This is a genomic window from Pedobacter sp. MR22-3, from assembly GCF_026240075.1.
In the GTDB taxonomy this organism is placed as follows: Bacteria; Bacteroidota; Bacteroidia; order Sphingobacteriales; family Sphingobacteriaceae; genus Pedobacter.
In genome coordinates this window covers 133,741-159,380 of sequence record NZ_JAPIVF010000001.1, presented here as the reverse complement: position 1 = coordinate 159,380, position 25,640 = coordinate 133,741, and the positions used below count along the sequence as shown (strand labels likewise).

The following is a 25,640-nucleotide window of genomic DNA, read 5'->3' as shown; positions in this document are numbered from 1 at the left end:
ACTAAAGTGAATAAACAAGCCGAAAAAAACATGAGTAATCAATTCGCATCCTTCATAAAAAAAGGAGAACAAGTTTTAAGTTTTGGAGAAATCCTTCTACGTATCTGCCCTGATAGTGATGGACAGTGGCTGAATGAGAATAAACTGCCCTTTTACATTGGTGGAGCAGAACTCAATGTGGCTACTGCGCTGGCACTTTGGCAAGTGCCCTCTGCTTATCTGTCTGCCATGCCTGAAAATTCAGTTACGCAGGATATTGTTGGCTATCTTAATGAAAGAAATGTTGATACCGGGTCTATGGTTTTTCATGGCGACCGTTTGGGTTTATATTATCTTACGAAAGGAAAAGATTTAAAAAATGCCGGCGTAATCTATGATCGGGCTAATTCTGCTTATGCCAATTTAAAAGTAGGTCAGATCAATTGGGATGATGTTTTTGAGGGGGTAACCTGGTTTCATTTTAGTGCGATTTGTCCGGCGGTTAATCAATCTATAGCAGATGTTTGTCTGGAAGCTTTAAAGGTAGCCAGCGAAAAGAACATCACCATTTCTATGGATTTAAATTACAGGGCCAAACTCTGGAAATATGGTAAAGAGCCAATCGATATCCTTCCGGAACTGGCTAAATACTGTACCCTGATTATGGGCAACGTATGGGCAGCAAATAAAATGCTGGGCACGGCACTTCACGAAGATTTGTTGCCAACAGAAGGCTATGCAAAGGAAACGTTACTGCAACAAGCTACTGATACCTCCAAAGAAATATTAAGTTTGTTTCCGGCATGTAAGGTTGTTGCCAATACCTTTCGTTTTGATCATGGGAAGGGCATCAGGTATTATACAGCCATTTACAGTAATGATGAATTAACCGTTTCGCCAGAATATGTTTCTGATGAGATTCTAGATAAGGTAGGCAGTGGCGATTGTTTTATGGCCGGATTGATTTATGGTTTTTACAACCATCTTCCGGTGGCTGAAACCCTAAATTTTGCCACCGCAGCGGCATACGATAAATTATACATCCCAAGCGATGCCACCACCAGTACCGTGGCGGATATTGAAAAAAGAATAATACACCATGATTAGTAACAAACACAAGATTTTAGATGCCATTTTAGAACAAGGCATGCTGCCACTTTTTTACCAGGATAGTGAAACAGGGAGTGTAGAAATATTACGTACGTTATATAAAGCCGGTGTTCGCGTATTTGAATATACCAATCGTGGAAAATCAGCTTTGCCAAATTTTAAAAAGCTTAAAGAAATCAGAGATGCAGAAATGCCCGATCTTTATCTGGGCATTGGAACCATTAAAACACCAGCTGATGCAAATGCTTTTATTGAGGCAGGAACAGATTTTATTGTAGCGCCAATTGTTAATCCTGCAGTAGCAGAAATTGCGAATAAAATAGGGATGCTCTGGATTCCGGGTTGTATGACACCTACCGAAATCAGCATCGCACAGGAACATAAGGCCATGCTGATTAAAATCTTCCCGGCCAATATCTTAGGGCCTGAATTTATTTCTTCCATTAAAGATCTTTTCGCTGGTCAGCTTTTTATGCCAACAGGTGGTGTGGAAATTAATGCCGATAACCTGAAAACCTGGTTTAAAGCAGGGGTTTGTGCCGTGGGGATGGGCAGCAAATTGATCAGTAAAGAGGTCATGAATAAAGGGCTTTATGAGGAGCTTTCTGAAAACACAAAACTAGCGCTCGATCTGATCAAGCAGAGCAAATAACTTAACAACTAACCAAATGAACCGTACCAAGATTGGCAAATACAGGTGGACAATATGTGCCCTGCTGTTTTTTGCTACTACCGTAAATTATTTAGATCGCCAGGTATTAAGTTTGCTTTCGGGCAAGCTTGAAACTGAATTTGGCTGGACAAATTCCGATTATGCTAACATCACGGCAGCCTTTCAGTTTGTTTATGCCATTTCCATGCTATTCGCCGGAAGAATTATCGATAAGCTGGGGACCAAATGGGGTTATGCCATCGCAATCATTGTATGGTCTTTAGGGGCAATCCTGCATGCAAAAGCCATTCCGGTTGGGGAGGCTGTTTCCTCCTTACTGGCCTTGATTGGCATTACCAGCATATCAGTTTCGGTGTTGGGGTTTATTGTATCACGGGCAGTGCTGGGTTTTGGCGAATCGGGAAACTTTCCGGCAGCCATCAAAGCTACGGCAGAATATTTCCCTAAAAAAGAACGTTCTCTGGCCACCGGGATTTTCAATTCCGGAGCCAATGTTGGTGCTATCCTTGCGCCGGCAACCGTACCCTATATTGCCGAAGCCTGGGGCTGGGAAACTGCCTTCCTGATTATTGGCGGGGTGGGCTTTTTATGGCTGATTTTCTGGTTTATATTTTATGATAAACCGGAAGAGCAAAAACGATTGAAGAAACCTGAACTTGAATACATCCTGTGTGACACAGATGAGCAGGTAATTGTGCCTACAGAATCTGAAACCGAAGCCAAAAAAGTGTCGTGGTTTAAACTGCTGGGTTACAAACAAACCTGGGCTTTTACTTTCGGTAAGTTTATGACCGATGGTGTTTGGTGGTTTTTCCTGTTCTGGCTACCGTCCTATCTTAAAGCACAGTATGGCATGGAAGGTACATCCATCTCTTTTCCTTTATTTATCCTCTACAGCATGACCATGATTGGAAGTGTTGGTGGTGGATGGTTCCCGGCCTATTTTCTGAAAAAGGGATATAATGTATATGAAGGCAGAATGAAAGCCATGTTTGTGATTGCATTATTTCCTTTGGTCGTGCTCCTGGCGCAACCTTTAGGTCATTATACTTTCTGGATTCCCGTTATCCTTATAGGTATTGGCGCATCGGCACATCAGGCCTGGTCTGCAAATATTTTTACAACTGTTTCTGACATGTTTCCTAAAAAAGCGGTAGGTTCCATTATCGGAATCGGCGGAATGGCGGGTGGTTTAGGTGGTGTTATTGTTTCAAAAGCAGGTGGCGCTTTATTCGATCATTATAAAGCCTTGGGCCATATTCAAACGGGCTATACCATTATGTTTGCATTTTGTGCCATTGCCTATGTAATCGCCTGGACAGTGATGAAATTTCTCGTTCCAAAATACAAAGTGATAGAACTGGATTAAACTAAATTATAAATCTTAATAAATGACCAATTGAACACCATGCTAGATCTTGAAAGTATTTTCGTTGAAGAAAGCCAGATTCCGGATGAATTCAGGCTGAAAGAAGAAATTAATCAGAGAGCGTTTCTGTCGAACGGTGAAATGAAAACCTGGAACGGACCTTTCAACGAGGTTTTCTCCCCGGTTTGCGTAAAAACGCCTGAAGGTTACCAGCGGAAGCGGATTGGTAGTTTTCCGGTTTGTACGGAAAAAGAATCTACCGAAGCCTTGGATGCTGCTGTTGCGGCTTACGACAATGGCCGCGGACAATGGCCAACCATGAGTGTGGCCGACCGCATCACCTGCGTAGAAAATTTTACCCACAAAATGATAGAGCAAAAAGAAATTGTTGCCAAACTCATCATGTGGGAAATCGGTAAATCTTATGCCGATTCGGTTAAAGAATTTGACCGTACAGTGGAATACATCTATGCCACAATTGATGCGCTGAAAGATATCGACCGTCAATCTTCCCGTTTCGAGATTGAGCAAGGCATTGTGGCACAGGTTCGCCGTTCACCACTTGGCGTGGTGCTTTGTATGGGCCCGTTTAATTATCCCTTAAATGAAACGTTCACGACCCTGATTCCTGCTTTGATCATGGGCAATACGCTTTTGTTCAAACCACCTAAGCATGGTACCCTATTGCATTATCCTTTATTGGAGGCTTTCCGGTCTAGTTTCCCAAAGGGGGTGGTAAACACCATTTATGGCCGTGGAAATACAATTGTTCCGGGTTTAATGAAGTCGGGAAAAATTAATGTATTAACCTTGATCGGCTCAAGTAAGGTGGCTAATGAACTGAAGAAATTGCATCCCAAAGTGAATCGTTTGCGTGCAATTTTAGGTTTAGATGCAAAAAATGCAGCTATTATCACCAAAGATGCTGATCTGGATTTAGCCGTTTCTGAAACGGTTCTTGGCGCACTGTCATTCAACGGACAGCGTTGTACCGCACTTAAAATTATATATGTGCACCGCAGCCTGGCACAGGAATTTTTAAAACGTTTATCTGCAGAAGTGGAGAAACTGAAATTCGGAATGCCCTGGGAGAAAGGTGTAAATCTTACCCCGCTTCCGGAGTTAAATAAACCTGAATACCTGAAAGAATGTATTGATGATGCCATTGTACACGGAGCGAAAGTGGTAAACAAAAATGGCGGACAAACCTTCGAAACGTTCGTTTATCCGGCAATTGTTTATCCGGTAAACAGCAATATGAAATTATATCGTGAAGAACAGTTTGGTCCGATTGTGCCGGTGGTTCCATTTGATGATCTGGAAGAGCCTATTGAATACTTAATTGGATCGCCACACGGACAGCAAGTGAGTATTTTCAGTAATAATGCTGCGGTGATTTCTTCACTGATTGATCCTTTGGTAAACCAGGTGAGTAGAGTGAACATTAACTGCCAGTGCCAGCGTGGGCCGGATGCATTTCCTTTTACAGGAAGAAAAGACAGTGCCGAAGGAACGCTTTCTGTAGTTGATGCTTTGCGTTCTTTTTCTATTCGTTCATTGGTGGCTACCAAATTTACGGATGACAACAAGAAATTACTGAATGAGATTGTAAATGGAAATGATTCCAATTTCTTAAGTACGAAATATATTTTTTAAGCTAAATAGCCAACTGGCGAAGTCTCAAAAGCAAGTGCTCAGCAAGACTTCGTCAGTTTTAAAGATCTTAGTTTTGACAACTTTTATAAGGATCTGCTAATAAAGGCTATCAAAGCTATTCATATGGTACTTACTTTTTAAAGGTTTCTCTTTTGGCCCGTACATACTGATTCGGCCATTCCACATCATCACCGAGAATCTGAGCGGCATGTGTAGGAAAATAAGCATCACGTAAAGATTCCCTGGCGATGAAAATCAAATCGGCTTTGCCTTCCTGTAAAATTTCTTCAGCCTGATGGGCATCCACAATTACACCTACAGCACCGGTATAAATACCGATTTTATTCCTGATCTGATCTGCAAAAGGCACCTGATAGTTTGGCCCGGCAGGGATAACTGCATCTGGTACATTTCCTCCCGACGAAGTATCGATTAAATCTACACCCCGATCTTTTAATACGGCTGATAACTGTAAAGAATCATTTTCATTCCATCCGTTTTCTGTCCAGTCGGTGGCAGAAATGCGTACGAATAATGGTAAAGTTTCCGGCCAGACAGATTGTACGGCTTCTACCACATCAATAACCAAACGAATGCGGTTTTCGAAACTTCCACCATATACATCTGTACGTTTATTGCTGATCGGGCTAAAAAACTCATGTAATAAATAACCATGTGCCGCATGGATTTCCACCACCTTATAGCCCGCATCAAGTGCCCGTTTTGCCGCAGCCCGGAAAGCAAAAACAATTTCCTGGATCTCAGGAATACTCAGCTCATGTGGCGCAACCTGCCCCGGTTTAAAAGGAATGGGTGAAGGCCCAACTGTTTTCCAGCTGTTTTCGCCTGCCGCCAGTTGTTCACCACCGTTCCAGGGTAAATCACAACTTGCTTTCCGGCCGGCATGTGCCAGTTGAATACCTGCAAGGGCCCCATTTTCGTGAATGAACGAAACAATCTGTTTTAGTTTTTCCACATGCTCATCCTTCCAGATGCCTAAATCTGCATGTGTAATTCTGCCCTCTGGAGTTACTGCTGACGCTTCCTGAATAATCAGGCCTGCACCACCTACCGCGCGACTGCCCAAATGCACCAAATGCCAGTCGTTGGCAAAACCATCCACTGCCGAATACTGACACATGGGCGAGATTACAATTCTATTTTTAAACGTAACATCCTTTATGGTGAAAGGAGAAAATAATTTTGACATATTAATATGATATTATAACGTAAATTAAAAAGGGAGACATAAAAATTTAGATTTATCTGCCTATTTTGCTTTCCCTTTACATGCGTTGCGTTGATGAAATTAAAAACCTGCGTTTTTCAGTTCTGTGTTGATCAGCTGAATTTCATCTGCTGATAACTTCACATTGATAGCCTCAGCATTCTGAACGGATTGTTTGGCATTTCTGGCCCCAACCAAAGCAATGGTTATCCCTGGACGCTCCACTGTCCACCTTAAAACCAACTGAGAAAGCGATGCATTTTTTTCATCGGCCAGCGGCTTAATCTTATTTAAAAAAGCATTTGTTTTTTCAATGTTTTCAGCCGTAAAAAATTTAACGTCCTTCCGGTGATCGCCTTCTTCAAACTGATAACCCGGTGTAATTTTTCCGGTCAGCAAACCACGTTCCATCGGGCTATAAGCCAAAACAGATTTATTATTTTCAATGCAATAGGGAACTGTTTCATCTTCAACGCCGCGGTTGACCATACTAAACGGAATCTGGTTGGAAATAATCTCTAAAGTCTGGTCAGCCTCCTTCAGCTGTGCTGCATTATAATTGCAAACCCCTGCATAACGCACTTTTCCCTGTTCAATTAACCTGCTCACGGCCTCAAAAGTTTCGCTGATAGGCGTGGTTAAATCCGGCCAGTGAATCTGGTACAAATCAATATAATCTGTTCCCAGCCGTTTTAAAGATTGCTCACATTCATAAATTACACTTTCCTTACCTGCATATTTATAAATATCAATGTCTTTGCCCTCATTGTTTTTACTTTTGAAACCAAAATCGCCTTTGGCTAAATCCCAGCGCATACCAAATTTGGTTACAATCTGTAGTTTATCTCTGGAAATTCCTTTAATGGCATCGCCAACAATTTGTTCACTATCACCCTGACCGTAAATCGGAGCGGTATCAATAGAAGTTACACCTAAATCGTAAGAAGCTTTAATGGCGTTAATGGCATCGTTGCGGTCTGTGCTGCCCCACATCCACCCACCTGCGGCCCATGCTCCAAAAGTAATTACTGAAAGTTCTAAATCTGATTTTCCTATTTTTCTATATTCCATTATCTTTTTTTTATCATTTGATCAATTGCATAACTGTTGTGTGGTAGGTAAGCCAGTAACACAGATAAGAAGGCGATGTGCATGAGCTGTGAAGGCAAGGCTTCCCAATTTTCGATCATGGTGGTGCCAAAAATAAGGGCCAGCGAAACGGCTCCGGCTAACAGTAATCCCTGCCTGGTGAACAATCCGGTTAAGATCATTAGCCCTGATGCAAATTCCAGTAAGGGTAGGGCGTAGCTAAAAGGCAATACCAAAGCTTCAGGCAGCCATGATTTAGAAAATTGTTCCATCATCCAGTGGCTGAAACCATCAAGTTTTGGTAAACGAACCAGCCCGTGTCCGAAAAAGCTTAATCCGATTGCCATTCTGCTTAATAAATAAGCCTGTTTTGTATCCATGATTATTGCGTTACTGTTAAAGATACAATCTCTATATGGATCATGTTTTAATATAAAAGAGCTTTTCGTGCATTTTACAAACAAGTTATAAACGATCTCTGTAAATGAAAAAAATAAAAAATTTGGAGATATCAGAAATCAACTTTATATTAGTGTATTATTTAACTAATACAGTAGGCATGATAAAAGTTAACAATCTTCATTTTGGATATGGCAAAAACGGTCCGTTATTCAAAAACATCAGTTTCCAGTTACATGCTGGTCATATTTATGGTTTGCTTGGCAAAAATGGCGCTGGCAAATCGAGTTTATTGAAAAATCTGGCAGGCCTGGTTTATGCGCAAAGTGGTACGCTGGATGTTTTTGGATTTAATCCGGCTAAAAGAACACCGGCTATGCTTGAACAAATTTGCTTCATTCCGGAGGAGTTTTATTTGCCTGCCGTTAAAATTGATGCTTATGTCAATGCCAATGCTCCATTTTATAAAAAATTTAATCATGATTATTTTACTGAGTTGATTAAAGAATTTGATATCCCCGTAAATCAGAAACTCATTCACATGAGTTACGGACAAAAGAAAAAGGTCATTATTGCATTTGCATTGGCTACACAAGCCAAACTGATTATCATGGATGAGCCTACAAATGGACTGGATATTCCTTCGAAGGCACAGTTCAGAAAAATAATGGCTTCAGCCTTAACGGACGATTGCTGCATCATTATTTCCACGCATCAGGTGAGGGATCTGGATAATTTAATTGATACGGTGATGATGCTGGATGAAAACAACATCGCTTTACATGCTTCAGTAGAAGAAATTACGGAAAAACTGACTTTCAAGAAAATCAAATCGGTTGATGACAGCATTATTTATGCTGAGCCCTCATTGTCAGGATATAATGCCGTAATGCCAAACTACCACCAGGAAGAGAGCAAGCTCGACCTTGAACTGCTGTTTAATGCTATACTGACCGAGAAAACAAAATTTAAACCTTATTTTAATTAAGTACCTATGAACAATACCTTCAACTTTAACCGGTTCGGATTACTGGTAAAAAGACAATGGATGGATTTTGGGAAAATTTATTTGGGAACGCTGATTGTGCTGGCCGGAATCATATTTGCCTTTTATTCTTATTTTATCCCATCTACTGGAGATCATAATATTCTTGATCATGATGGCAATCTAGATATGCGTTTCAGATACGGCCTTTTTCTGATGCTGGGCTTTCTGTTCATCAGCATCACTTCCAGTACTTACTTTAATAATTTTGGTCAGAAATCAAGAGCCATACATGAACTGATGATCCCGGCTTCAACCTTTGAAAAGTTCATGGTCGGCATTTTTTATACCGTAGTGGTAACCTTGTTTGGGTATTTACTGGTTTTTTATCTGATTGATCTGGGTTTTGTGAAATACCTGAACGCCAACCTGTCGGCCTTTAAATCTGCTGCAGACATAAAAACACCATTGAAAATGACAGATGGTCTTTTTGATCAGGTGATGAGTGATCAAAAATACCTTAAATATTGCAGTGCTTTCTTTGCGTTTCCATTTTTAGTTATAAGTCTTTTTCTTTTGGGTTCCATTTACTTTAACCGCTTCCATTATATTAAAACAGCTGTTTCAGTTGTGGTTTTTACCTATGCAGGTGGTTACCTGATTTATAAAACCGGTGACTTACTTACCAGGAATATGACAAGGATTAATCTTCATATTAAAGAGATTGATGTGCTGACCTGGATATTTCTGGTGAGTGCCATTATTACCCTGATTTTATGGTTCATCACTTATATCCGTCTGAAAGAGAAAGAAGTTTAACATTAAAAGGTATACATATGGAATTTAGAGATAATAAGGCAATATACCTGCAAATAGCAGATTATGTTTGCGAGCATATTTTGCTGGAAAAATGGAAGGCTGAAGAAAAAATACCATCGGTGAGGGAAATGGCGGTTGAACTGGAAGTGAACCCGAATACCATTATGCGCACATATGAATTATTACAAACTAAAAATATCATCAGTAATAAAAGGGGAATAGGTTTTTTTGTAGCGGAGAAGGCCATAGACCAAGTAAAAGATTTTAGAAAAGCACATTTTATAGATGATGAGCTACCCGTTTTATTCCGAAATATTTACTTGTTAAACATCAGCTTTGATGAACTGCAACGTAAATATGAAACTTTTGTTAATGAAAATTTTAACGTTTAGAATTATGAAAACAAGTAATAAATTATTAATCGCGCTTGCAGCATTGCTGATTATTGTTCCCATTTTGGTGATTGCCACCTACGTCAAAGTAAATTATATCACAATAAATGAAGCCATTAAAAATAATGAAGGCTTAACACATTTTGACACTAAAACACCTGCATTCGTATCGCATAAAATCGATCAGGCATTTAACCTGATAAACATCAATGGTTCAGAAAAGGCGATATTAAATCTGACCTTAGTAGAAAACCCCGCATATGGGTATAAAATTTCTGAGGATAACGATCAACATTATCAAGCCATTGTTGATGCCAATGGAAGGTTGAATATTTCCAGAAAGGCAAATCAGGACGACGATAAGTACGTTTTAAACCTGGTGATTTTTGCGCCGAAATTTAATCAGCTTGCCGTTGCAGATGTTTTGCAGCTGGAGCTGAATACAAAACTCAAGCAGCTTAACCTTGATCTAAAGAATATAAACAGTGTTTCATTTGATCAGAAAACTAAGATTTCGCAATTAAATGTAAATGGTGATCAGGTAAATGACTTCTCCTTAAGCCATAATGAAGTGAATGAACTGAAGCTAAACCTGATGGATGTTGAGTTCAGAAGCACTTCATCTTCCTACAAATCATTAGCGCTTACATTATCCGGGAAATCTGATATTACCATTTCAGGAGATGACGTTGATGGAAATAAGTACCAAATTGATCGTTTATTGATTACGGATAAGGGCAGTTCAACCATTTCATTGGATAAAATTAAGGTTATTGAGGCAATGGGAAATTTCTCAGACGCTACGAAAATCAATACCCCGGCAAGATACATGAAGCAATTTTACGGGAAGCAATCGTCAAAATAAAAACAGCTGGCAATACTTAAGGATAAATTCGTTCTTGCGAACAGAAGGACAGGATTTAGAGCTTGAGTGTAGCAATCTTTCTTACAAAATAGATTGCTTTGTGGACTGGAAGAGTCCTTGAAATGACGATTTTTCGACAAGGTTTTTGCGCCAAACCTCACAGGTTTTAAAAACCTGTGGGGTTTACTTGTTCCTTACCCATAATTTTATTAATTCCCTGCAATTCAAAATCAATATTCTGACCACCTGTTTGCATCTTACCCGTTAATTCCATCCGCAGATGACTTTTAAGGATCAGGCCGGTTTTAATATCAAGCTCGGCATCGCCAACGTTGGTTCCGGTTAAATCCGTATCGATTGTGTTACCCATACTTTTAAAACTGCCCTTTGAAACTAAAGTGCCGTTAATATTCAGGATAGCAATATTATCCTTTACTTCCTTAAGGGTATACCGTGTAATGGTTTCTACCGGCATGGTCAGCTGCATCCTGGTGTCAACCGTCCAGCTGTCGCCAATTTTAACCGGCTGATCCGGATAGATTTTAAGAGAAGATTCCAGCGTTTGCTTCATTCCCTCTGCATTGAACTGCTGACTTAAACTGGCTTTTATTTTGTTCTTCATCAGCGTATCTGCCTTCATCTTTTCAACCATAGTATTCACCATTTGTTCTGTTCCGGTTACCGATTTAAGGGTGCCGTTCGGCAACATCACCATCTGGAATGTTGCATCCTTTAAGCCACGAAATGAATTTTCCTTAGTCGTGTCAGCATCTTCAGAATCCATTTCCATCTGGTTGCCCATTCCTTTAGATTTCATGAAAATACGCTTATAAGTCACCTCAATATTTTTCTCCTGCCCTTCGCCATTTCGGATATCGAACAGGTAATCTGTGCCGATATTCTGGCTCAGGTTGATGCTGTGTCCGGCCATTTTCTGGTTAATCACCTGATCGGAAATCAAGGTGAAATCATATTTTTTTCCGATGGGAAAGTTTTGCCTGAGCACATATTTTTTCTGGGCACCTGCAGTTATACTTATAAGAATAAGTCCTAGAACCGGGAATATTTTGAACACATTCATTTTATAAGTTAAACAGGTTGCTGCGCAAAAATTCTGCTCAGTGCATGGTATAGATCAGGGTGTTTCTCTTTCAACAGCTCTGGTTTTTCGAAAAAATATTCTGAAACTACTGCAAAAAATTCTGCTTCGTTGGTGATGGCATATGGGTTGATATCTGATTGATTATCTTCAATTCTTTCCATTTCTTCGTGCATCATTTTGATCCAGGGCAAAGTATATTCATGCGCCATCAGATTTTCCGGAACACCATCGGTAGCACCATCAGATTTATCCAAAAGATGTACAAACTCATGAATGGCTGTATTTTCTTTTCCGGCACTTTTTGAAAAACCATGCCGAAGCGCAGAACGCGATAAAATCATTTGTCCGTTCATGTAGCCTGTTCCTACCATCCCGGCAATATTCCGTTCGCCACCTTCAAACTGAAAATCTTTGTTAAAGGTATCCGGATATAACAACACGCTGCTTAAGTTTTTATACTGCCAGTCGGTAAAACCGAAGATGGGAATTACGGCGCTGGAAGCAATCAGCAATTCATCTAATGTAGTCATGTCTAACCCAATGCCTTCTATTCTAACCGTGCTGAAAAATTCTGCCACCTTTTGCTCAAACTTAAGTTTATCAGTGGAGTCAAGGTTATGGTAATACCCCACATAATCATCCAGAATCTTTCGGTCTGTATCAGTTAAAGGCTCAATAGCAGGCTTCTTTTTACGCAAAATAAAATAAAGTGCGATTAAAAATATGGGAATTAAATAGGCAAAAGGTAATGAATTCATGCGGGTATTTTTTGGCTATTCAGCCATTGGTTAGATTTTTAAATAATTTTGCCTGTTCCTGTTCAGCTTTCCAATATTTCCAGTTGGATCAGTACCTGCTCCCGGCTAACCGGATAAGTTTTGCCAGCTACTATTGACTGATAAACGGCATCAAATAACGGCAGATAACTTCCAATTTCAGATGGAATAATTTCTTCGGTTTTATCACCATTTTCATCAATAGTAGTGAGTAAACCTTGCTTTCCCTCAGGTTCAATTCCATAACCGGCATCGGTTAGTTTTTGTCCGGATAGCAATTGTTCTTCCTGTACATCGGCTCTCTCCTTGATGAAACTGCCATTTACCCCATGTAGCACGAATGCAGCCTGTGGATTCACCACCAACATACTAGAAGTAACAAATACATTAACGCTATCATTATAATTAAGCTGTATGGTAAAAAAATCATCAACCACAGTATCTTTTCTGTTTTTACCCAGCGTTTTGTGAAAGCTTTCTGGTTTACCAAAAATACTGATGACCTGATCAAGCAGGTGTGGACCCAAATCATAAAGCAATCCACTGGCCTCAATCGCTTGTTCTTTAAAGGCTTTTGGTCCGATTACATTTCTATAACGGTCATAACGCAAATGCATTTCATTCAGCTTTCCGAGTTTACCGCTGGCCAGCACTTTTTTAACGGATGTAAAATCACTGTCCCAACGGCGGTTCTGGTAAAAAAAGATCTGCTTTCCTACTTCATCTGCCAGTTTGAATAGTTCTCTTGCCTGAGCAGAAGTGGCTGTAAACGGTTTTTCAACTAAAATATGCTTCCCTTTTTGAAGGGCTGCTTTCGAGTGTTCGTAATGAAGATTATTTGGCGTATTAATAACAGCCAGTTCTATTTCTTCGTCATTCAAAAGTTCATCGATACTGCTGTAACTTAAGATATTGGGATAATCTTTCACCGCATTTTTCTTGCTTCTCTCCACTACGGCTTTCAATTTAAAACCATGGTGTGCATTTAAGAATGGCGCATGAAAAACCTTTCCTGACATGCCATAGGCCATTAAACCAGCTGTTATTATTTTATTCAAATTTGCACTCATAAATTGTGATTGTACGTAAAAGTACGATTCTAGTTTAAAGTTTTGCGCTAAACTGACAAGCTTTTCAACCTTCGGATGAACCTTTTTACACTATCTTTGCAAATATGAAACCGTCGGAGATTAATGCCAAATGGAAAATATTGCAGGAGAAAATTGCGAAGGAGTTTGATTCTGATTTCCCGGACCTGAAGGTGATGCTTTTTCTGATTGGCGTGCAGGAGTTAGGCAAAGGGCCAAAAAAATATAGCAAAAGGCAAAAAGAAGAACTCATGCATATTGCCACCTGCCGTCTACTCAGCGAAATGGGATTTTATGAGCTGGAAGGTTTAGATCAGGATGGCTGGCCACACTGGAAATTAATCAAGGCCATACCGCCCTATACCATGCTTGAACAGGAAATGCTGATGAAATCTTTGGTGGTGAGTTATTTTGAAGATATTTATTCTTAAGAATTGTTTCCAACAGACAGAGATTCCACGGATCTGGATGGTGGAGAAATCAAGTGTCGAAAGTTCAAAAGGTCTTACCGCTGAAGAACTTCACAAGTTTGAGGAAATATCAATTCATCTTCTTTCATTAAATCTAGATCGTTGCCGGTAATTGTTTCCCGCAGATTACAGAGATTCCGAGGATCTGGATGGAAAATTGAATACGAAGTTTCCATAGCCTAAGTAAGTGTTGAAGAATTTTGCAGGCTGACTTAACAGATTATTTTATTAAAGTACCCTCAATAACAATCCCTTTAAATATTCTCCCTCCGGGAAAGAAATCCGTACCGGATGATCTTCAGGCTGGCAGAATTGCTTAATGATTTGCACCTCTTTACCCGCATCCAGTGCAGCCCAGGCAATAATTTGTTTAAAGGTTTCAATGTCAACAGCACCCGAGCAAGAGAAAGTAGCGAGTAAACCGCCCTTTTCCAAAAGTAACATGCCTAAACGATTTAAATCTTTATAAGCCCTTGCCGCACGATCTAAAGCAGAGCGGGATGGTGCATATTTTGGCGGGTCAAGTACAATGACATCAAATGTTTCTCCGGCATCCTTAAATGCACGCAACTGTTTATTTACATCCGACTGAATTGCATTCACTTTTGCCGGATCAAACTGATTCAAGGCTACATTCTGTTTCAATGTTTCTACCGCCAAGCCAGAACTATCTACACTGGTAATGCTTGCAGCACCATGGGCCAGGCTATTTAAACTAAAGCCTCCGCTATAGCTGAAACAATCTAACACCTTTTTACCTTGGGTATAACTGGCTAAAATATTCCGGTTATCACGTTGATCGCAATAAAAGCCAGATTTCTGCCCTTCGGCAATGTTGATGTTATAGGTAATTCCGTTTTCTTTTACTTCCAGTAATTCTGGTGGATTTTCGCCCCAAAGCAATCCATTTTCAATTGGTAAACCTTCATGTGTTCGGGCGGTCGCATCACTTTTATCGAAGATTCCTTTCGGCTGTAGAACAGATCTTAAGATGTCGACAATAATTGTTTTTACCTTTTCGATGCCAGAACTTAAAATTTGCAGAGACAGGAAGTTTGCATATTGATCCACAATTAAGCCGGGTAGAAAATCGGCCTCGCTGAACACCAGGCGGCAGGTATTGGTTTCTTCATTCAGGATAAACTGACGGGAGGCGATGGCCTGGGTTAATCTGTTCTGATACCAGTTTTGATCGATGGTTTGGGTTTCATCCCATTCCAGTAAACGAACGGCCACGCGTGAGTTGCTGTTGTAATAACCATAGGCGAGAAATTCGTGATCAAAGGCGAAAACTTTAACCACATCACCATCTTCTGGTTTACCCTTAACTTTTTCTAAAGCTCCGGAAAATACCCATGGATGTCTTTGCAATGCCGCTTTCTCTTTTCCCTTTTTTAATACGATTTCTACCATTCGGCAAAGGTAAGTATTAGTTTGGAAATTGGCGACAGGCGGATGGCGTTGGGCGACAGGTGGGGAGCGTAAAACAAGGAGCCGATAGCCAGTAAGCAAAGTATTTTAAAAAAGTAAATGCGGTGCTCATGTAAGCACAGCTATTTACAAAAATCTGTTTCCTAAAGTCTTTTGCATTTTAACCAGTTCAGTATCTAAAACCCTCACTTCAAATTCAGTCACCGGTCGCTTGGCCTCAATCATGGAGATCAGCAATTCTGTTGCCACTTGTCCCATTTCAAAAGCAGGTTGTTTTACCGAAGTAAGGGAAGGGGAGAAGAGTTCAACCAGATTGGAATTGGTAAATCCGGCAATGGCGATTTTATGTGCCACGCCCGGATTGGTTTTTTTCAACGCCATGATACAACCAGTTGTTAACCTGTCGCTGGAAATAAAAATACCATCCGGATTAAAAGGTAAAAGTTCTTTTACCGCCTCTTCCAGTTCAATGCTATGCATGCCGCCGTGCTGGCAATATTTCACCAGTTCTGCTTTAAATTCGATATTATATTTGGCCAGGGCCGCCTGGTAACCTTTTAACCTTTCTCTGGTGATGGAAAGATTTTCGGAATTGGTTAAATGTGCTATCGTTCTCTTTCCTGACAGAATCAGGTGTTCAGTAGCATCAAATGCGCCCTTAAAATTATTGGCAATAACTTTATGTGTTTCAAAGTTTTCAGGTACCCTGTCGAAAAATACGATAGGTAAACCTTTGGCATATAAACTCCGTAAATACTCAATATCCTGGGTTTCAGAAGAAAGGGCAATCAGTAGGCCGTCAATAGAACGTGATGCCAGGTGCTCTACGTTGAGTTTTTCCTGTTTACAGGACTCATGGCTTTGCGAAATAATGACATGATAATCCCGATCATATGCGATGGACTCAATTCCATTAATCACCTGTGAGAAAAAATTATTGGCAATTTCACTCACAATAATTCCGATGGAATAACTTCTGCGTTCTTTTAAACTACGGGCAATGGGATTAGCCCGGTAGTTAACCTTTTCTGCATAAGCTAAAACCAGCTTTTTTGTTTCTTCGCTAATCTCGTAACGGTCTCTCAAGGCCCTGGATACGGTAGAAGTGGATAATCCTAAGGCCTTGGCAATATCTTTTATGGTAGAAGTTTCAAATCTCATTTTTCGTGATGCGTACAAGTTACAAAAAATATCTCTTTTCATGATTTTGAAACCGAATTTAATAAACGTTATATAGACGTTTTTGGGAACGATTGCACACTTTTTTAGTTAAATCTGATTTCAATCCATTTTAAGTTTGTAAAATTGTTTCAGTCAACGTAACCAAATATTAACAAACCCAATCATCCCGACTTAGAATTTTCTTCTACAGGCATATGTCCATTTAAACTTAAAACCAAGTATTTATTTAATTAGCATTATGAGCAGAGTTTTTCGCTTTCTATTATTTCTCACTTTTTTCGGGTTTACGGCAGTTTATGCACAAAATAAACAGCTCACCGGAACCGTAAAAGATAAAGCTGACGGGCAGGCTTTAGTTGGGGTAAGTGTAACCGTAAAGGATTCCAAATCTGGCATCAGTACGGATGCCAATGGAGGATATAAAATCGCTTTTCCAGGTAAAGGAGCGGTTATTACTTTTGCCTATGTGGGTTATAAAACCCGCGTGGTTACGCTTGGCGATCAGAGTAAATTAGACATTACCTTAGAAGAAGATGCCAATAATTTACAGGAAGTGACGGTAAATATTGGCTATGGTTCAGTAAGAAAAGAAGCATTAACTGGTGCTGTTTCTTCTGTTTCCGGAAAAGATATTGAGCAATTTCCGGTAAGTACTGCAGCACAGGCATTGGCCGGAAAGCTGGCCGGGGTTTCAGTAACCACAACAGAAGGAAGTCCGGGGGCAGAAGTAGTGATTAAAGTTCGTGGCGGAAGTTCACTCACAGGCGATAATTCACCACTTTATATTGTTGATGGGATTCAGGTTGAAAACGCCTTATCCATTTTATCGCCAAATGAGATTCAATCCATTGATGTATTAAAAGATGTGGCATCCACTTCGATTTATGGCAGCAGGGGAGCAAACGGTGTCGTGATCATCACCACTAAAAGCGGTAAACCGGGTAAACCAATCATCTCATTTGATGCCTATGCCGGTGCCAGGCAGATTGTAAATAAGCTGGATGTCATGAACCCTTATGAATTTGTTAAATACCAATACGAACTTTATAATAACAATACTACACAGGATGTTAAGGACAGTTTCTCCAAGCGCTACGGTACTTTTGAGGATTTAGATATCTATCAAAATATTCCGAACATTGACTGGCAGGACAAAGTTTTTGGCAGACAAGCTTTCAGCCATACCGAAGTGTTAAATCTTTCCGGAGGTTCAGCAAAAACAACCTATAATGTTTCTGTGAATAATACGGATGAAGACGGCATCATGCTGAATTCAGGCTTTAAAAGAACTTTTGCCTCCGTTCGGCTGGATCACAAATTTACGGATAAGTTAAGGGCTGGGGTGAATGCACGTTATAGCCATCAGCGTGTGGATGGTGTAGGTACAACATCAACAGGATCACAAGGCACCAATCGCTTAAGAAACTCGGTGCGTTATCAGCCATATTCGGGCGGGAGCGACAGTGGCGATTTATTTGATGCAGATTACCTCACTACAGGTTTATCCAATCCCATTACGCTGGCCAACCAGGAATTGAGATACGATTACAGAAATGACCTGATCAGCAGTGCTTATGCACAATATTCCATTTTAAAAAACCTGACTTTTAAAAGTACTGTAGGTTACAACAGGGTGAGCAGGCACATTAATACCTTTAACGGTCCCGTAAGTAACGTGGCCAGAAACAGCGCAGGCTTACCAGCCATTCAACTGGATACCGTATCACAAAAGTCTTTCATCAATACCAATACCCTTTCTTATAAACCAGATTTGGGTAAAAACCACAGTTTAGATATTCTGGTTGGACAGGAAATTAACATGATCGACATCGATTCCAGGTCTACCACCACTAAATTTTTTCCTATAAATATTTCTGCCGAAGATGCCTTTAAAAGTGCGGCTCCGCCAAATACGGTACAAGAAAGGCCAATATCTTTAATTACCGGAACAAGGCAGTTCTCCCTATTCAGCAGGCTTTCTTATGCCTTCAAAAACAAATATTTAGCTACTGTAAACTTCAGAACGGATGCTTCTTCCTTATTTGCGGAAGGCAAGCAATGGGGCTATTTCCCATCGGCCCAATTGGCCTGGAGGGTAACCGAAGAAAAATTCGTGAAGGACCTGGATCTTGACTGGCTGGAAAACTTTAAAGTCAGGATGAGTTATGGTGCTGCCGGAAACAACCGTATTGGCCAGGATTTATTCAGAACCTTGTTTTACATCAGTTCTACTACTGGTGGTTATGCCGACAGAGATAATGTCGTTACTCCGGGTTTGATTTCCGGTACGGCCACGGGTAATATTTTGTCCAATCCGAATATTACCTGGGAGACCAATCTTTCTAAAAACTTAGGGATTGATATCGACCTGTTCAAAAACAGGCTCTCCCTTAACCTGGATTATTACGACAACAGGACTAAAAACCTGCTCTTAAATGCCAATGTTCCGCAAACTACGGGTTATGCTACCCAACAACAAAATGTAGGTAAAACGCAAAATAAAGGTTTTGAGGTACAATTAAATTATCAGGCGGTAAAAACGCAGAATTTTAATTACACTACCAGTTTTAACATTTCCTTCAACAGCAATAAAATTATTGAACTTCAAAATGGTGTAAACTCCTACATCACCCAATCTGGCTGGGTAAATAGCCTTGGCGATTTTAAAGTAGAAGTTGGTCAGCCTGTAGGGCAGTTTTATGGTTTTGTTTCTGACGGCCGTTATACCATAGATGATTTTACGTCCGTACAAAATGCAACAACGGGTGCCTATACATATACTTTAAAGCCAACGGTTGCCAATAGCAGGGTGCTGTTAGGAAGTCGTGATCCGCAGCCAGGTGACATGAAGGTTAAAAAGCTTTCCTCATCAACCAGCATGATGATTGGTGATGATGACAGGACGGTTTTAGGAACCTCACAGCCGAAATTTACAGGAGGTTTTAATAACCAGTTTGCCTATAAAAACTTCGATATGACGGTTTTTGTCAACTTCAGTTATGGAAGCAAGGTTTATAATGCCAATAAAATTGAGTTTACTTCACAATACAATGTAAAAGACAATAATTTACTTTCTGTGATGAATGATCGCTGGCAGAACTTTGATGCAAATGGGGTGAAAGTTACCGATCCAAATCTATTAACGGCCATGAATGCCAATACCACCATGTGGACGCCAACAACCGGTAATTATGCACTTACCTCCTATGCCATAGAAAATGGTTCGTTTCTGAGAATCAGCAACGTTACTTTAGGCTATACCTTATCGCAGAAATTAATGAAAAGAACGGGTTTCATTTCTAAACTCAGGGTTTACGGAACAGTTAACAATTTATATACCATTACGGGTTATACCGGTTACGATCCGGAAGCCAATACCCGTCGGTCGAACCCGCTCACACCCGGGATAGATTACGCCGCATATCCGCGTAGCAGGTATATTCTTGCCGGTATTAACATGGTATTTTAATCCTAACATTAAAGAAAAATGAACAATAAATTTATAAAATCTGCTTTAATGGTCTTCATGATTGCAGCAGTTTGCTTCAATACCGCCTGTAAAAAATATTTAGATGTGCAATCTCCGTCTACCTCCTCACCGGATGTGGTTTTTGAAAGCACTGCCAACACCAATGCAGCTATTATTGGTGTGTACAACAGGCTTTGTGGCGATAACGGATATGGCAACCGGATCTCTACCTTATTTGGCGTCAGTGCTGATGATTTCAGAACCTCAGGGAGCTACAGTTCTTCTGATCGCCGTGGAATAAGTATGTATGGAGCAAGTGCTGATAATACAGATCTTACCAATCCATTTCTGCAACTCTATCAGGGGGTAGAGCGTGCCAATATCTGTATTAAATACATTCCGGCTTCCAAACTTTATAACAATGGATCAGAAGCGGATAAAACCATTATGAAACGCTATCTGGGCGAAGCTTTGGCATTAAGGGCACAATTTTTACATGAACTGATCCGCAACTGGGGAGATGTGCCGGTATCTTTCGTGCCATCAGCAGATGCGGAATCACTTTATGGTCCCAATGTAGACCGTAACCAAACCTACGATAAAATTATTGCCGATTTAAAAACGGCAGAAGACCTGGTGCCATGGAGAAGTGGCATTACTGAATATGGAAGTTTTCGCTTTACAAAAGGTGCCATCAAAGCATTGCGGGCCCGTTTAGCATTGGCGCGTGGCGGTTATTCCCTGAAACGGAACCAGATGACGCGCAGCAGCGATTACTTAACTTATTATAAAATCGCATTTGACGAGTGTCTGGATATCATGAATAACAGGTCGGAACACAGCTTAAATCCAAGTTATGAAAACGTGTTTAAAACCCTGCACGGAACCCGACTGGATGATGCACATGAACTGATGTTTGAAGTGGCTGCTTTTGGAAGTAATGCTTCAACCGATAGTAAATTGGGTTATTATAATGGAGTCCGTTTCAATGCCGCTTCTACTTATGGTACGGGCGGTGGCGGGATGAATGCCATTCCAACTTATTTTTATGATTTCGATGTCACTAAAGATTGCCGCCGAGACGTAACCATCGGCGTCTTCGAAATTACAGCTACCTCAAAAAAGATCATCAACACGCTTTTTACCATGACGGATGGAAAATTCCGCAAGTCATGGACAGCCTATAATGGTTCTTCCGCAGCACAGAATTTCAGTGTTAACTGGCCTTTGATCCGTTTTGCGGATGTATTGTTAATGTATGCAGAAGCCGATAATGAAATTAATGGTGCGCCATCTGCTGCAGCAATAAGCGCCCTGCAGGAAGTGCAAAAACGGGCTTACCTGGGTTTTGAAACACAAATCCCTGTTGCGCCAACTGCTAAAACCGAATTTTTTAATGCATTGGTTAAAGAACGGTTATTGGAATTCGGAGGCGAAGCGATTAGGAAATACGACCTGATCAGGTGGAACTTACTTGGAAGTAAATTTGAAGAAACGCGGGCCAAAATAAGGGCACTAATTGCCGGAACAGGCGCATATGCCGGAGTTCCGGATTATATTTATGCGAAGGAAGGAAATTATCTTTTAGGTACCAGTGTAAATGAAGTAGCCACTTTAGATTTGTACGGCGGTACACCCAACAATGTTTTCGCCTCGCCTGGATTAGGCATTGCTTCGGCACCAACAGGATACACCACCAAAAATTGGAGAAAATCTGTAACGGAGGACAATTCAATTACCAGCACTTCAACAGGTATAGCCTTTTATTTCGAAGCCAATAAAAAGGAGCTTTTCCCTTATCCGAAAACTGCTTTGATCGAAAATACCAGCATGGTACAAAACTTTGGTTATTAACGCTTAGAAACATCAATAATGAAAAAAATAATAGCTCAGATCAGCAGCAGATTGGCCATACTTATTTTAATGGCTATGGCACTGAATGCCTGTAAAAAATCGGAAGATCAGCCGGATGAACCTGCCAGACTATTTAAACCTAGTGAAGTTAAAATTACTGCCGGAGAAACTCAAGCCAAATTAACCTGGACAATTCCATTAATGGCCACAGGTAAAACTTTAAAATACAGTATTGATTTCTCTACCGATTCTACCTTTGCAACCATTAAATACTCTGCAACATCAGATGCAGCGGGGGTAACGGTTACTGAAGACAATATTCCGGTTCGTACAAAATATTACGCCAGAATTAAGGCCAATGCCACTGCTGATCAACCTGAATCTAAATATGTAAGAAGCAGTGTGTTTCAGTTGAGCGGCACACAATTGTTTCTGGCCGTAAGAGATAACGACATTAAAGAAAATAATATTACGCTTCGCTTTAAGCCAACGACAGGTTTGAGTTCAATTGTACTTACTCCTGCTACAGGTGCTGCCATAACAACATCGCTTAGCACTACCGATGCAGCTGCCGGTATTAAAACCATTAGCGGAATAACAGCAGGGGTTTTATACAGTGCAGAACTTTTTGACGGCACCAAAAGTAAAGGACTTGTAACGTTTACCACGCTTTTGCCGACTAATTACACGGTAAAACTGAATCCTGGTGATGACCTGGCCACAGCTATTACCAATGCTGCTAATGGTGCCATCATCGGATTAAATCCCGGCACTTACACGCTGGCTACTGCTTCATTTATTACGCAGAAAACCATTACCCTAAAATCGACTTCCGGTAATCCATCCGATACAAAAGTCAATTATAAGGAAATAGATCTTGAGGGTACAGGCGCAGGTGTTACGCTTTCAGGAATCGAATTTGATGGTACGGCCGGAGCTGCACTTTATTTTATCAACTTCATTGGTTCTCAGGCAGCAAATGGCTCAGCAGCAACCTTCACCAATGTAGTGGTAGAAAACTGTATTGTACATGGTGCTACAACAGCATTTCTCCGTGGAGACCGAGGAGCTGCCGCCAGGGATTTTAAAATAACTAATATCTCAGTAAATAATACCATCGTTTATGAAATGGGACTGAATGGTTCTTCAGCATACTACACCTTCCACGTGAATAAAATGCAGTTTAATACCATCAGTGTATCTAAATCTACATTTTACAATGCTGGTCCGGGTTTGGTTACAGCGAGTACCACTTATGCCGGTGATGTAGTGCCATCTGTAGCCATCAGTAATTCAACCTTTAATGGCTTTGGAGGGAATGCGAAATATGCCTTGCTGGATGCCGCTGCAAACCCCATTAAATTTACCATACAAAACAGCATTTTTGCAAATACGCCAAAATCAGGTACCGTGAATGCCGCTGCCATCAGGTCAACCGGCGCAGGAAGCATATTGAGCATTACAAACAGTAACTACTTTAACCTGTCAAGTGCTTTAACCGGAGGTACAGCTTTAACCTTTGGCACGGCAACATTAACCAGTAACCAAACACAAAACCTAGGGTGGTCTGCCACAACAACTGATTTTTCTCTTCCGGCAACTTCTACACTCAGAACTGCAGGTAATTCAGGTGGTGCGATTGGCGATCCAAGATGGACATATTAAAGCCTCTCAATTTTAGTAAAGGGCAGGATTTATTCTGCCCTTTTTTATTGATCTTTAAATCTTAGATTTTAACCTTCTGCATATGCATCGAATCCTTTTATTCAGATATATAGCCCTGTTTATACCGGCTTTGTTTTTTATGCAGGCCAATGCGCAGGATCCCAGGTATCCGGCCGAAATAACTGTTTCACAAGATGGAAGTGGTAACTACAAAACCATTCAGGAAGCTGTAAATTCCACTCGAGATTTGGGTGAAAAGGAAGTCAAAATTTTAGTGAAGAACGGAGTCTATCAGGAAAAACTGGTTATCCCATCCTGGAAAAGCAATATTAGCATTGTAGGAGAAAACAGGGAAAAAACCATTATTACTTTTAATGATTATTCAGGAAAGATAAATTTGAACAAAGATGCTTTTGGGAATGAAAAAATGAGCACGTACACCTCTTATACTGTTCTGGTTCAGGGCAATAATTGCAGGCTGGAAAACCTGACCATCATCAATTCTTCCGGCCGGGTAGGACAAGCCGTTGCGCTTCATGTAGAAGGTGATCGCTTTGTTGCACGAAACTGTAAATTTTTAGGCCATCAGGATACCCTGTATGCCGCCACAGAAAAAAGCAGGCAGTATTATGTAAACTGCATCATTGAAGGGACTACAGATTTTATTTTCGGAGAGGCTACAGCCGTATTTCAGCATTGTGAAATAAAAAGTTTAAGTGATTCATATGTTACAGCTGCCGCCACTTCTAAAAATCAAAAATTTGGCTTCGTCTTTCTTAATTGTAAACTGATCGCTGATCAAACTGTCAATAAGGTTTATCTCGGCAGACCCTGGAGGCCCTTTGCCAAAACGGTCTTCATCCAATGTGATTTAGGCAAACATATCCTTTCGGAAGGATGGAATGCCTGGAAAGGCGATAAAATGTTTCCGGATAAAGAGAAAACTACTTTTTATGCTGAATACAAAAGCGTTGGTGCGGGCGCATCTCCGGATACAAGATTAAACTGGAGCAGGCAGTTAACGAATCAGGAAGCTAAAGATTATACGGTTAAAAACATATTCAGTAGTAGCACTGATCATTGGAACCCCACCATAAAAAACTAGCACATGAAAACAAAATTTTTTGCCCTTTTTGCTGCAACTAGCCTGATCATCCTGAGTGGATTTTCCTTCATTCAAAAACAAACAACACTTTACATTATTGGTGATTCTACAGCTGCGAACAAGCAGCCGGAAGCTTATCCCGAAACAGGTTGGGGTATGGAACTACAATCGTTTTTTAATGGTGATGTTAAAGTGGAGAACAGGGCCCTGAACGGACGGAGTACAAAATCTTTCCGGGCAGAAAACCACTGGGAGCCCATCCTTGAAAATTTAAAAGCAGGTGATTACGTTTTAATTGAGTTCGGGCATAATGATGAAAAGATTGACAAGCCCACTGTGGGTGTTTCTTTAACTGATTTTAAAATGAACCTGGTGAATTATGTGAATGAAACCAGAAGTAAAAAGGGCATTCCCGTTTTGCTTACACCAATCTCCAGGAGAAGTTTTAAAAACGGCATTTTAAAGGATACCCATGGTGCTTATCCTGCCATAACCAGGCAAGTAGCAGATTCCCTAAAAGTACCATTGATTGATATGCTTGCTAAAACAGAACAGTTATTAAATAACCTGGGTGATGAAGGATCAGTAAAACTGTTTCTGCATGTGGATGCTGGAAATGTAAATTACCCTAATGGAAAGAAAGATGATACCCATTTAAACCCGGATGGGGCAAAACAAATAGCCGCTTTGGTGGCAAAAGGCATCAAAGAAAATCAACTCAGCATTGCGAAGAGTTTAAAATAATATTCTAAGCAAGGAGATTCAGCTAATCGTCTTTGCTAAGGCAGCTTTATCAGCCAACGAAGCAATCTATTTTAGAGAGATGGCTTCACGCCGGTACTAAATCCTACCTTTCATTACAATGTTTAAAGTATTACATAAAAACGAAAGCCGCAAACTCACCGAATTTTATCTGTGAATCTGCGGCTTTTAT

General features: G+C 40.5%; 22 protein-coding genes. 14 read left to right on the top strand and 8 right to left on the bottom strand.

What is annotated here, in order from left to right; translation table 11 throughout:
- The first annotated feature begins 30 nt into the window (after nucleotides 1-30).
- The 4 genes from OQ267_RS00705 to OQ267_RS00690 are packed head-to-tail and all read left to right on the top strand — an operon-like array spanning nucleotide 31 to nucleotide 4,787.
- Nucleotides 31-1,086 (top strand): sugar kinase, encoded by a 1,056-nt coding sequence (locus tag OQ267_RS00705; RefSeq protein ID WP_265834530.1) that lies wholly within the window; start codon nucleotides 31-33, stop codon nucleotides 1,084-1,086.
- Nucleotides 1,079-1,741, top strand: coding sequence for a bifunctional 4-hydroxy-2-oxoglutarate aldolase/2-dehydro-3-deoxy-phosphogluconate aldolase (locus tag OQ267_RS00700; RefSeq protein WP_172406422.1), 663 nt, complete (start codon nucleotides 1,079-1,081; stop codon nucleotides 1,739-1,741). The genes OQ267_RS00705 and OQ267_RS00700 overlap by 8 nt, the downstream gene beginning before the upstream one ends.
- Nucleotides 1,742-1,757: 16 nt before the next feature.
- A complete protein-coding gene (locus OQ267_RS00695) occupies nucleotides 1,758-3,131 on the top strand; it encodes an MFS transporter (RefSeq protein WP_088299659.1) in 1,374 nt (457 codons plus the stop codon).
- Between the two features lie 39 nt (nucleotides 3,132-3,170).
- Entirely contained in the window at nucleotides 3,171-4,787 is a 1,617-nt protein-coding gene (locus OQ267_RS00690; protein WP_088299658.1) for an NADP-dependent glyceraldehyde-3-phosphate dehydrogenase, read from the top strand.
- A gap of 130 nt (nucleotides 4,788-4,917) precedes the next feature.
- Here the strand turns inward: OQ267_RS00690 and OQ267_RS00685 are convergent, their stop codons facing one another.
- From OQ267_RS00685 to OQ267_RS00675, 3 genes are all read right to left on the bottom strand, one after another.
- Nucleotides 4,918-5,997, bottom strand: coding sequence for an NADH:flavin oxidoreductase/NADH oxidase (locus OQ267_RS00685; protein WP_265819171.1), 1,080 nt, complete (start codon nucleotides 5,995-5,997; stop codon nucleotides 4,918-4,920).
- A 99-nt stretch (nucleotides 5,998-6,096) separates the two neighbouring features.
- Nucleotides 6,097-7,086 carry an aldo/keto reductase gene (locus OQ267_RS00680; protein WP_265834529.1) on the bottom strand — a complete coding sequence of 330 codons (990 nt, stop codon included), beginning with the start codon at nucleotides 7,084-7,086 and terminating at the stop codon, nucleotides 6,097-6,099.
- Nucleotides 7,086-7,484, bottom strand: a complete 399-nt coding sequence (locus OQ267_RS00675) for a DoxX family protein (RefSeq protein WP_088299655.1) — start codon at nucleotides 7,482-7,484, stop codon at nucleotides 7,086-7,088. Before OQ267_RS00675 ends, OQ267_RS00680 begins: the two co-directional genes overlap by 1 nt.
- Nucleotides 7,485-7,663: 179 nt before the next feature.
- Between OQ267_RS00675 and OQ267_RS00670 the strand changes: the two genes are divergently transcribed.
- The 4 genes from OQ267_RS00670 to OQ267_RS00655 are packed head-to-tail and all read left to right on the top strand — an operon-like array spanning nucleotide 7,664 to nucleotide 10,564.
- Nucleotides 7,664-8,491, top strand: a complete 828-nt coding sequence (locus OQ267_RS00670; RefSeq protein ID WP_265819169.1) for an ATP-binding cassette domain-containing protein — start codon at nucleotides 7,664-7,666, stop codon at nucleotides 8,489-8,491.
- Nucleotides 8,492-8,497: 6 nt separating this feature from the next.
- Complete coding sequence (locus OQ267_RS00665; protein WP_265834528.1) at nucleotides 8,498-9,307, top strand: hypothetical protein; 810 nt, start codon at nucleotides 8,498-8,500, stop codon at nucleotides 9,305-9,307.
- Between the two features lie 17 nt (nucleotides 9,308-9,324).
- The gene (locus OQ267_RS00660) at nucleotides 9,325-9,699 is read left to right on the top strand and encodes a GntR family transcriptional regulator (RefSeq protein ID WP_265834527.1); all 375 of its coding nucleotides are present in this window, start codon (nucleotides 9,325-9,327) and stop codon (nucleotides 9,697-9,699) included.
- 4 nt (nucleotides 9,700-9,703) lie between these two features.
- Nucleotides 9,704-10,564 carry a hypothetical protein gene (locus tag OQ267_RS00655; RefSeq protein WP_265834526.1) on the top strand — a complete coding sequence of 287 codons (861 nt, stop codon included), beginning with the start codon at nucleotides 9,704-9,706 and terminating at the stop codon, nucleotides 10,562-10,564.
- 166 nt (nucleotides 10,565-10,730) lie between these two features.
- On the opposite strand, the gene OQ267_RS00650 is transcribed toward OQ267_RS00655, so the two are convergent.
- From OQ267_RS00650 to OQ267_RS00640, 3 genes are all read right to left on the bottom strand, one after another.
- Entirely contained in the window at nucleotides 10,731-11,645 is a 915-nt protein-coding gene (locus tag OQ267_RS00650; RefSeq protein WP_265834525.1) for a DUF6263 family protein, read from the bottom strand.
- An 8-nt stretch (nucleotides 11,646-11,653) separates the two neighbouring features.
- Nucleotides 11,654-12,424 carry a zinc-dependent peptidase gene (locus tag OQ267_RS00645; RefSeq protein ID WP_088299649.1) on the bottom strand — a complete coding sequence of 257 codons (771 nt, stop codon included), beginning with the start codon at nucleotides 12,422-12,424 and terminating at the stop codon, nucleotides 11,654-11,656.
- A 62-nt stretch (nucleotides 12,425-12,486) separates the two neighbouring features.
- Nucleotides 12,487-13,512 carry a Gfo/Idh/MocA family oxidoreductase gene (locus tag OQ267_RS00640; protein WP_088299648.1) on the bottom strand — a complete coding sequence of 342 codons (1,026 nt, stop codon included), beginning with the start codon at nucleotides 13,510-13,512 and terminating at the stop codon, nucleotides 12,487-12,489.
- A 104-nt stretch (nucleotides 13,513-13,616) separates the two neighbouring features.
- Between OQ267_RS00640 and OQ267_RS00635 the strand changes: the two genes are divergently transcribed.
- The gene (locus tag OQ267_RS00635) at nucleotides 13,617-13,961 is read left to right on the top strand and encodes a hypothetical protein (RefSeq protein ID WP_088299647.1); all 345 of its coding nucleotides are present in this window, start codon (nucleotides 13,617-13,619) and stop codon (nucleotides 13,959-13,961) included.
- A gap of 267 nt (nucleotides 13,962-14,228) precedes the next feature.
- Here OQ267_RS00635 and OQ267_RS00630 read toward each other — a convergent pair whose 3' ends face one another.
- Entirely contained in the window at nucleotides 14,229-15,413 is a 1,185-nt protein-coding gene (locus OQ267_RS00630; RefSeq protein ID WP_265834523.1) for a class I SAM-dependent rRNA methyltransferase, read from the bottom strand.
- 144 nt (nucleotides 15,414-15,557) lie between these two features.
- Nucleotides 15,558-16,592 (bottom strand): LacI family DNA-binding transcriptional regulator, encoded by a 1,035-nt coding sequence (locus OQ267_RS00625; protein ID WP_088299645.1) that lies wholly within the window; start codon nucleotides 16,590-16,592, stop codon nucleotides 15,558-15,560.
- Nucleotides 16,593-16,851: 259 nt separating this feature from the next.
- Between OQ267_RS00625 and OQ267_RS00620 the strand changes: the two genes are divergently transcribed.
- From OQ267_RS00620 to OQ267_RS00600, 5 genes are all read left to right on the top strand, one after another.
- The gene (locus OQ267_RS00620) at nucleotides 16,852-20,082 is read left to right on the top strand and encodes a SusC/RagA family TonB-linked outer membrane protein (RefSeq protein ID WP_265834522.1); all 3,231 of its coding nucleotides are present in this window, start codon (nucleotides 16,852-16,854) and stop codon (nucleotides 20,080-20,082) included.
- 18 nt (nucleotides 20,083-20,100) lie between these two features.
- Entirely contained in the window at nucleotides 20,101-21,936 is a 1,836-nt protein-coding gene (locus OQ267_RS00615; protein ID WP_265834521.1) for a RagB/SusD family nutrient uptake outer membrane protein, read from the top strand.
- A gap of 18 nt (nucleotides 21,937-21,954) precedes the next feature.
- Nucleotides 21,955-23,601: a DUF4957 domain-containing protein gene (locus OQ267_RS00610; RefSeq protein WP_265834520.1), complete on the top strand. Its 1,647-nt coding sequence runs from the start codon at nucleotides 21,955-21,957 to the stop codon at nucleotides 23,599-23,601.
- An 82-nt stretch (nucleotides 23,602-23,683) separates the two neighbouring features.
- Nucleotides 23,684-24,706 carry a pectinesterase family protein gene (locus tag OQ267_RS00605; RefSeq protein ID WP_265834519.1) on the top strand — a complete coding sequence of 341 codons (1,023 nt, stop codon included), beginning with the start codon at nucleotides 23,684-23,686 and terminating at the stop codon, nucleotides 24,704-24,706.
- A gap of 3 nt (nucleotides 24,707-24,709) precedes the next feature.
- Nucleotides 24,710-25,450 carry a rhamnogalacturonan acetylesterase gene (locus tag OQ267_RS00600; RefSeq protein ID WP_265834518.1) on the top strand — a complete coding sequence of 247 codons (741 nt, stop codon included), beginning with the start codon at nucleotides 24,710-24,712 and terminating at the stop codon, nucleotides 25,448-25,450.
- Nucleotides 25,451-25,640 lie beyond the last annotated feature (190 nt).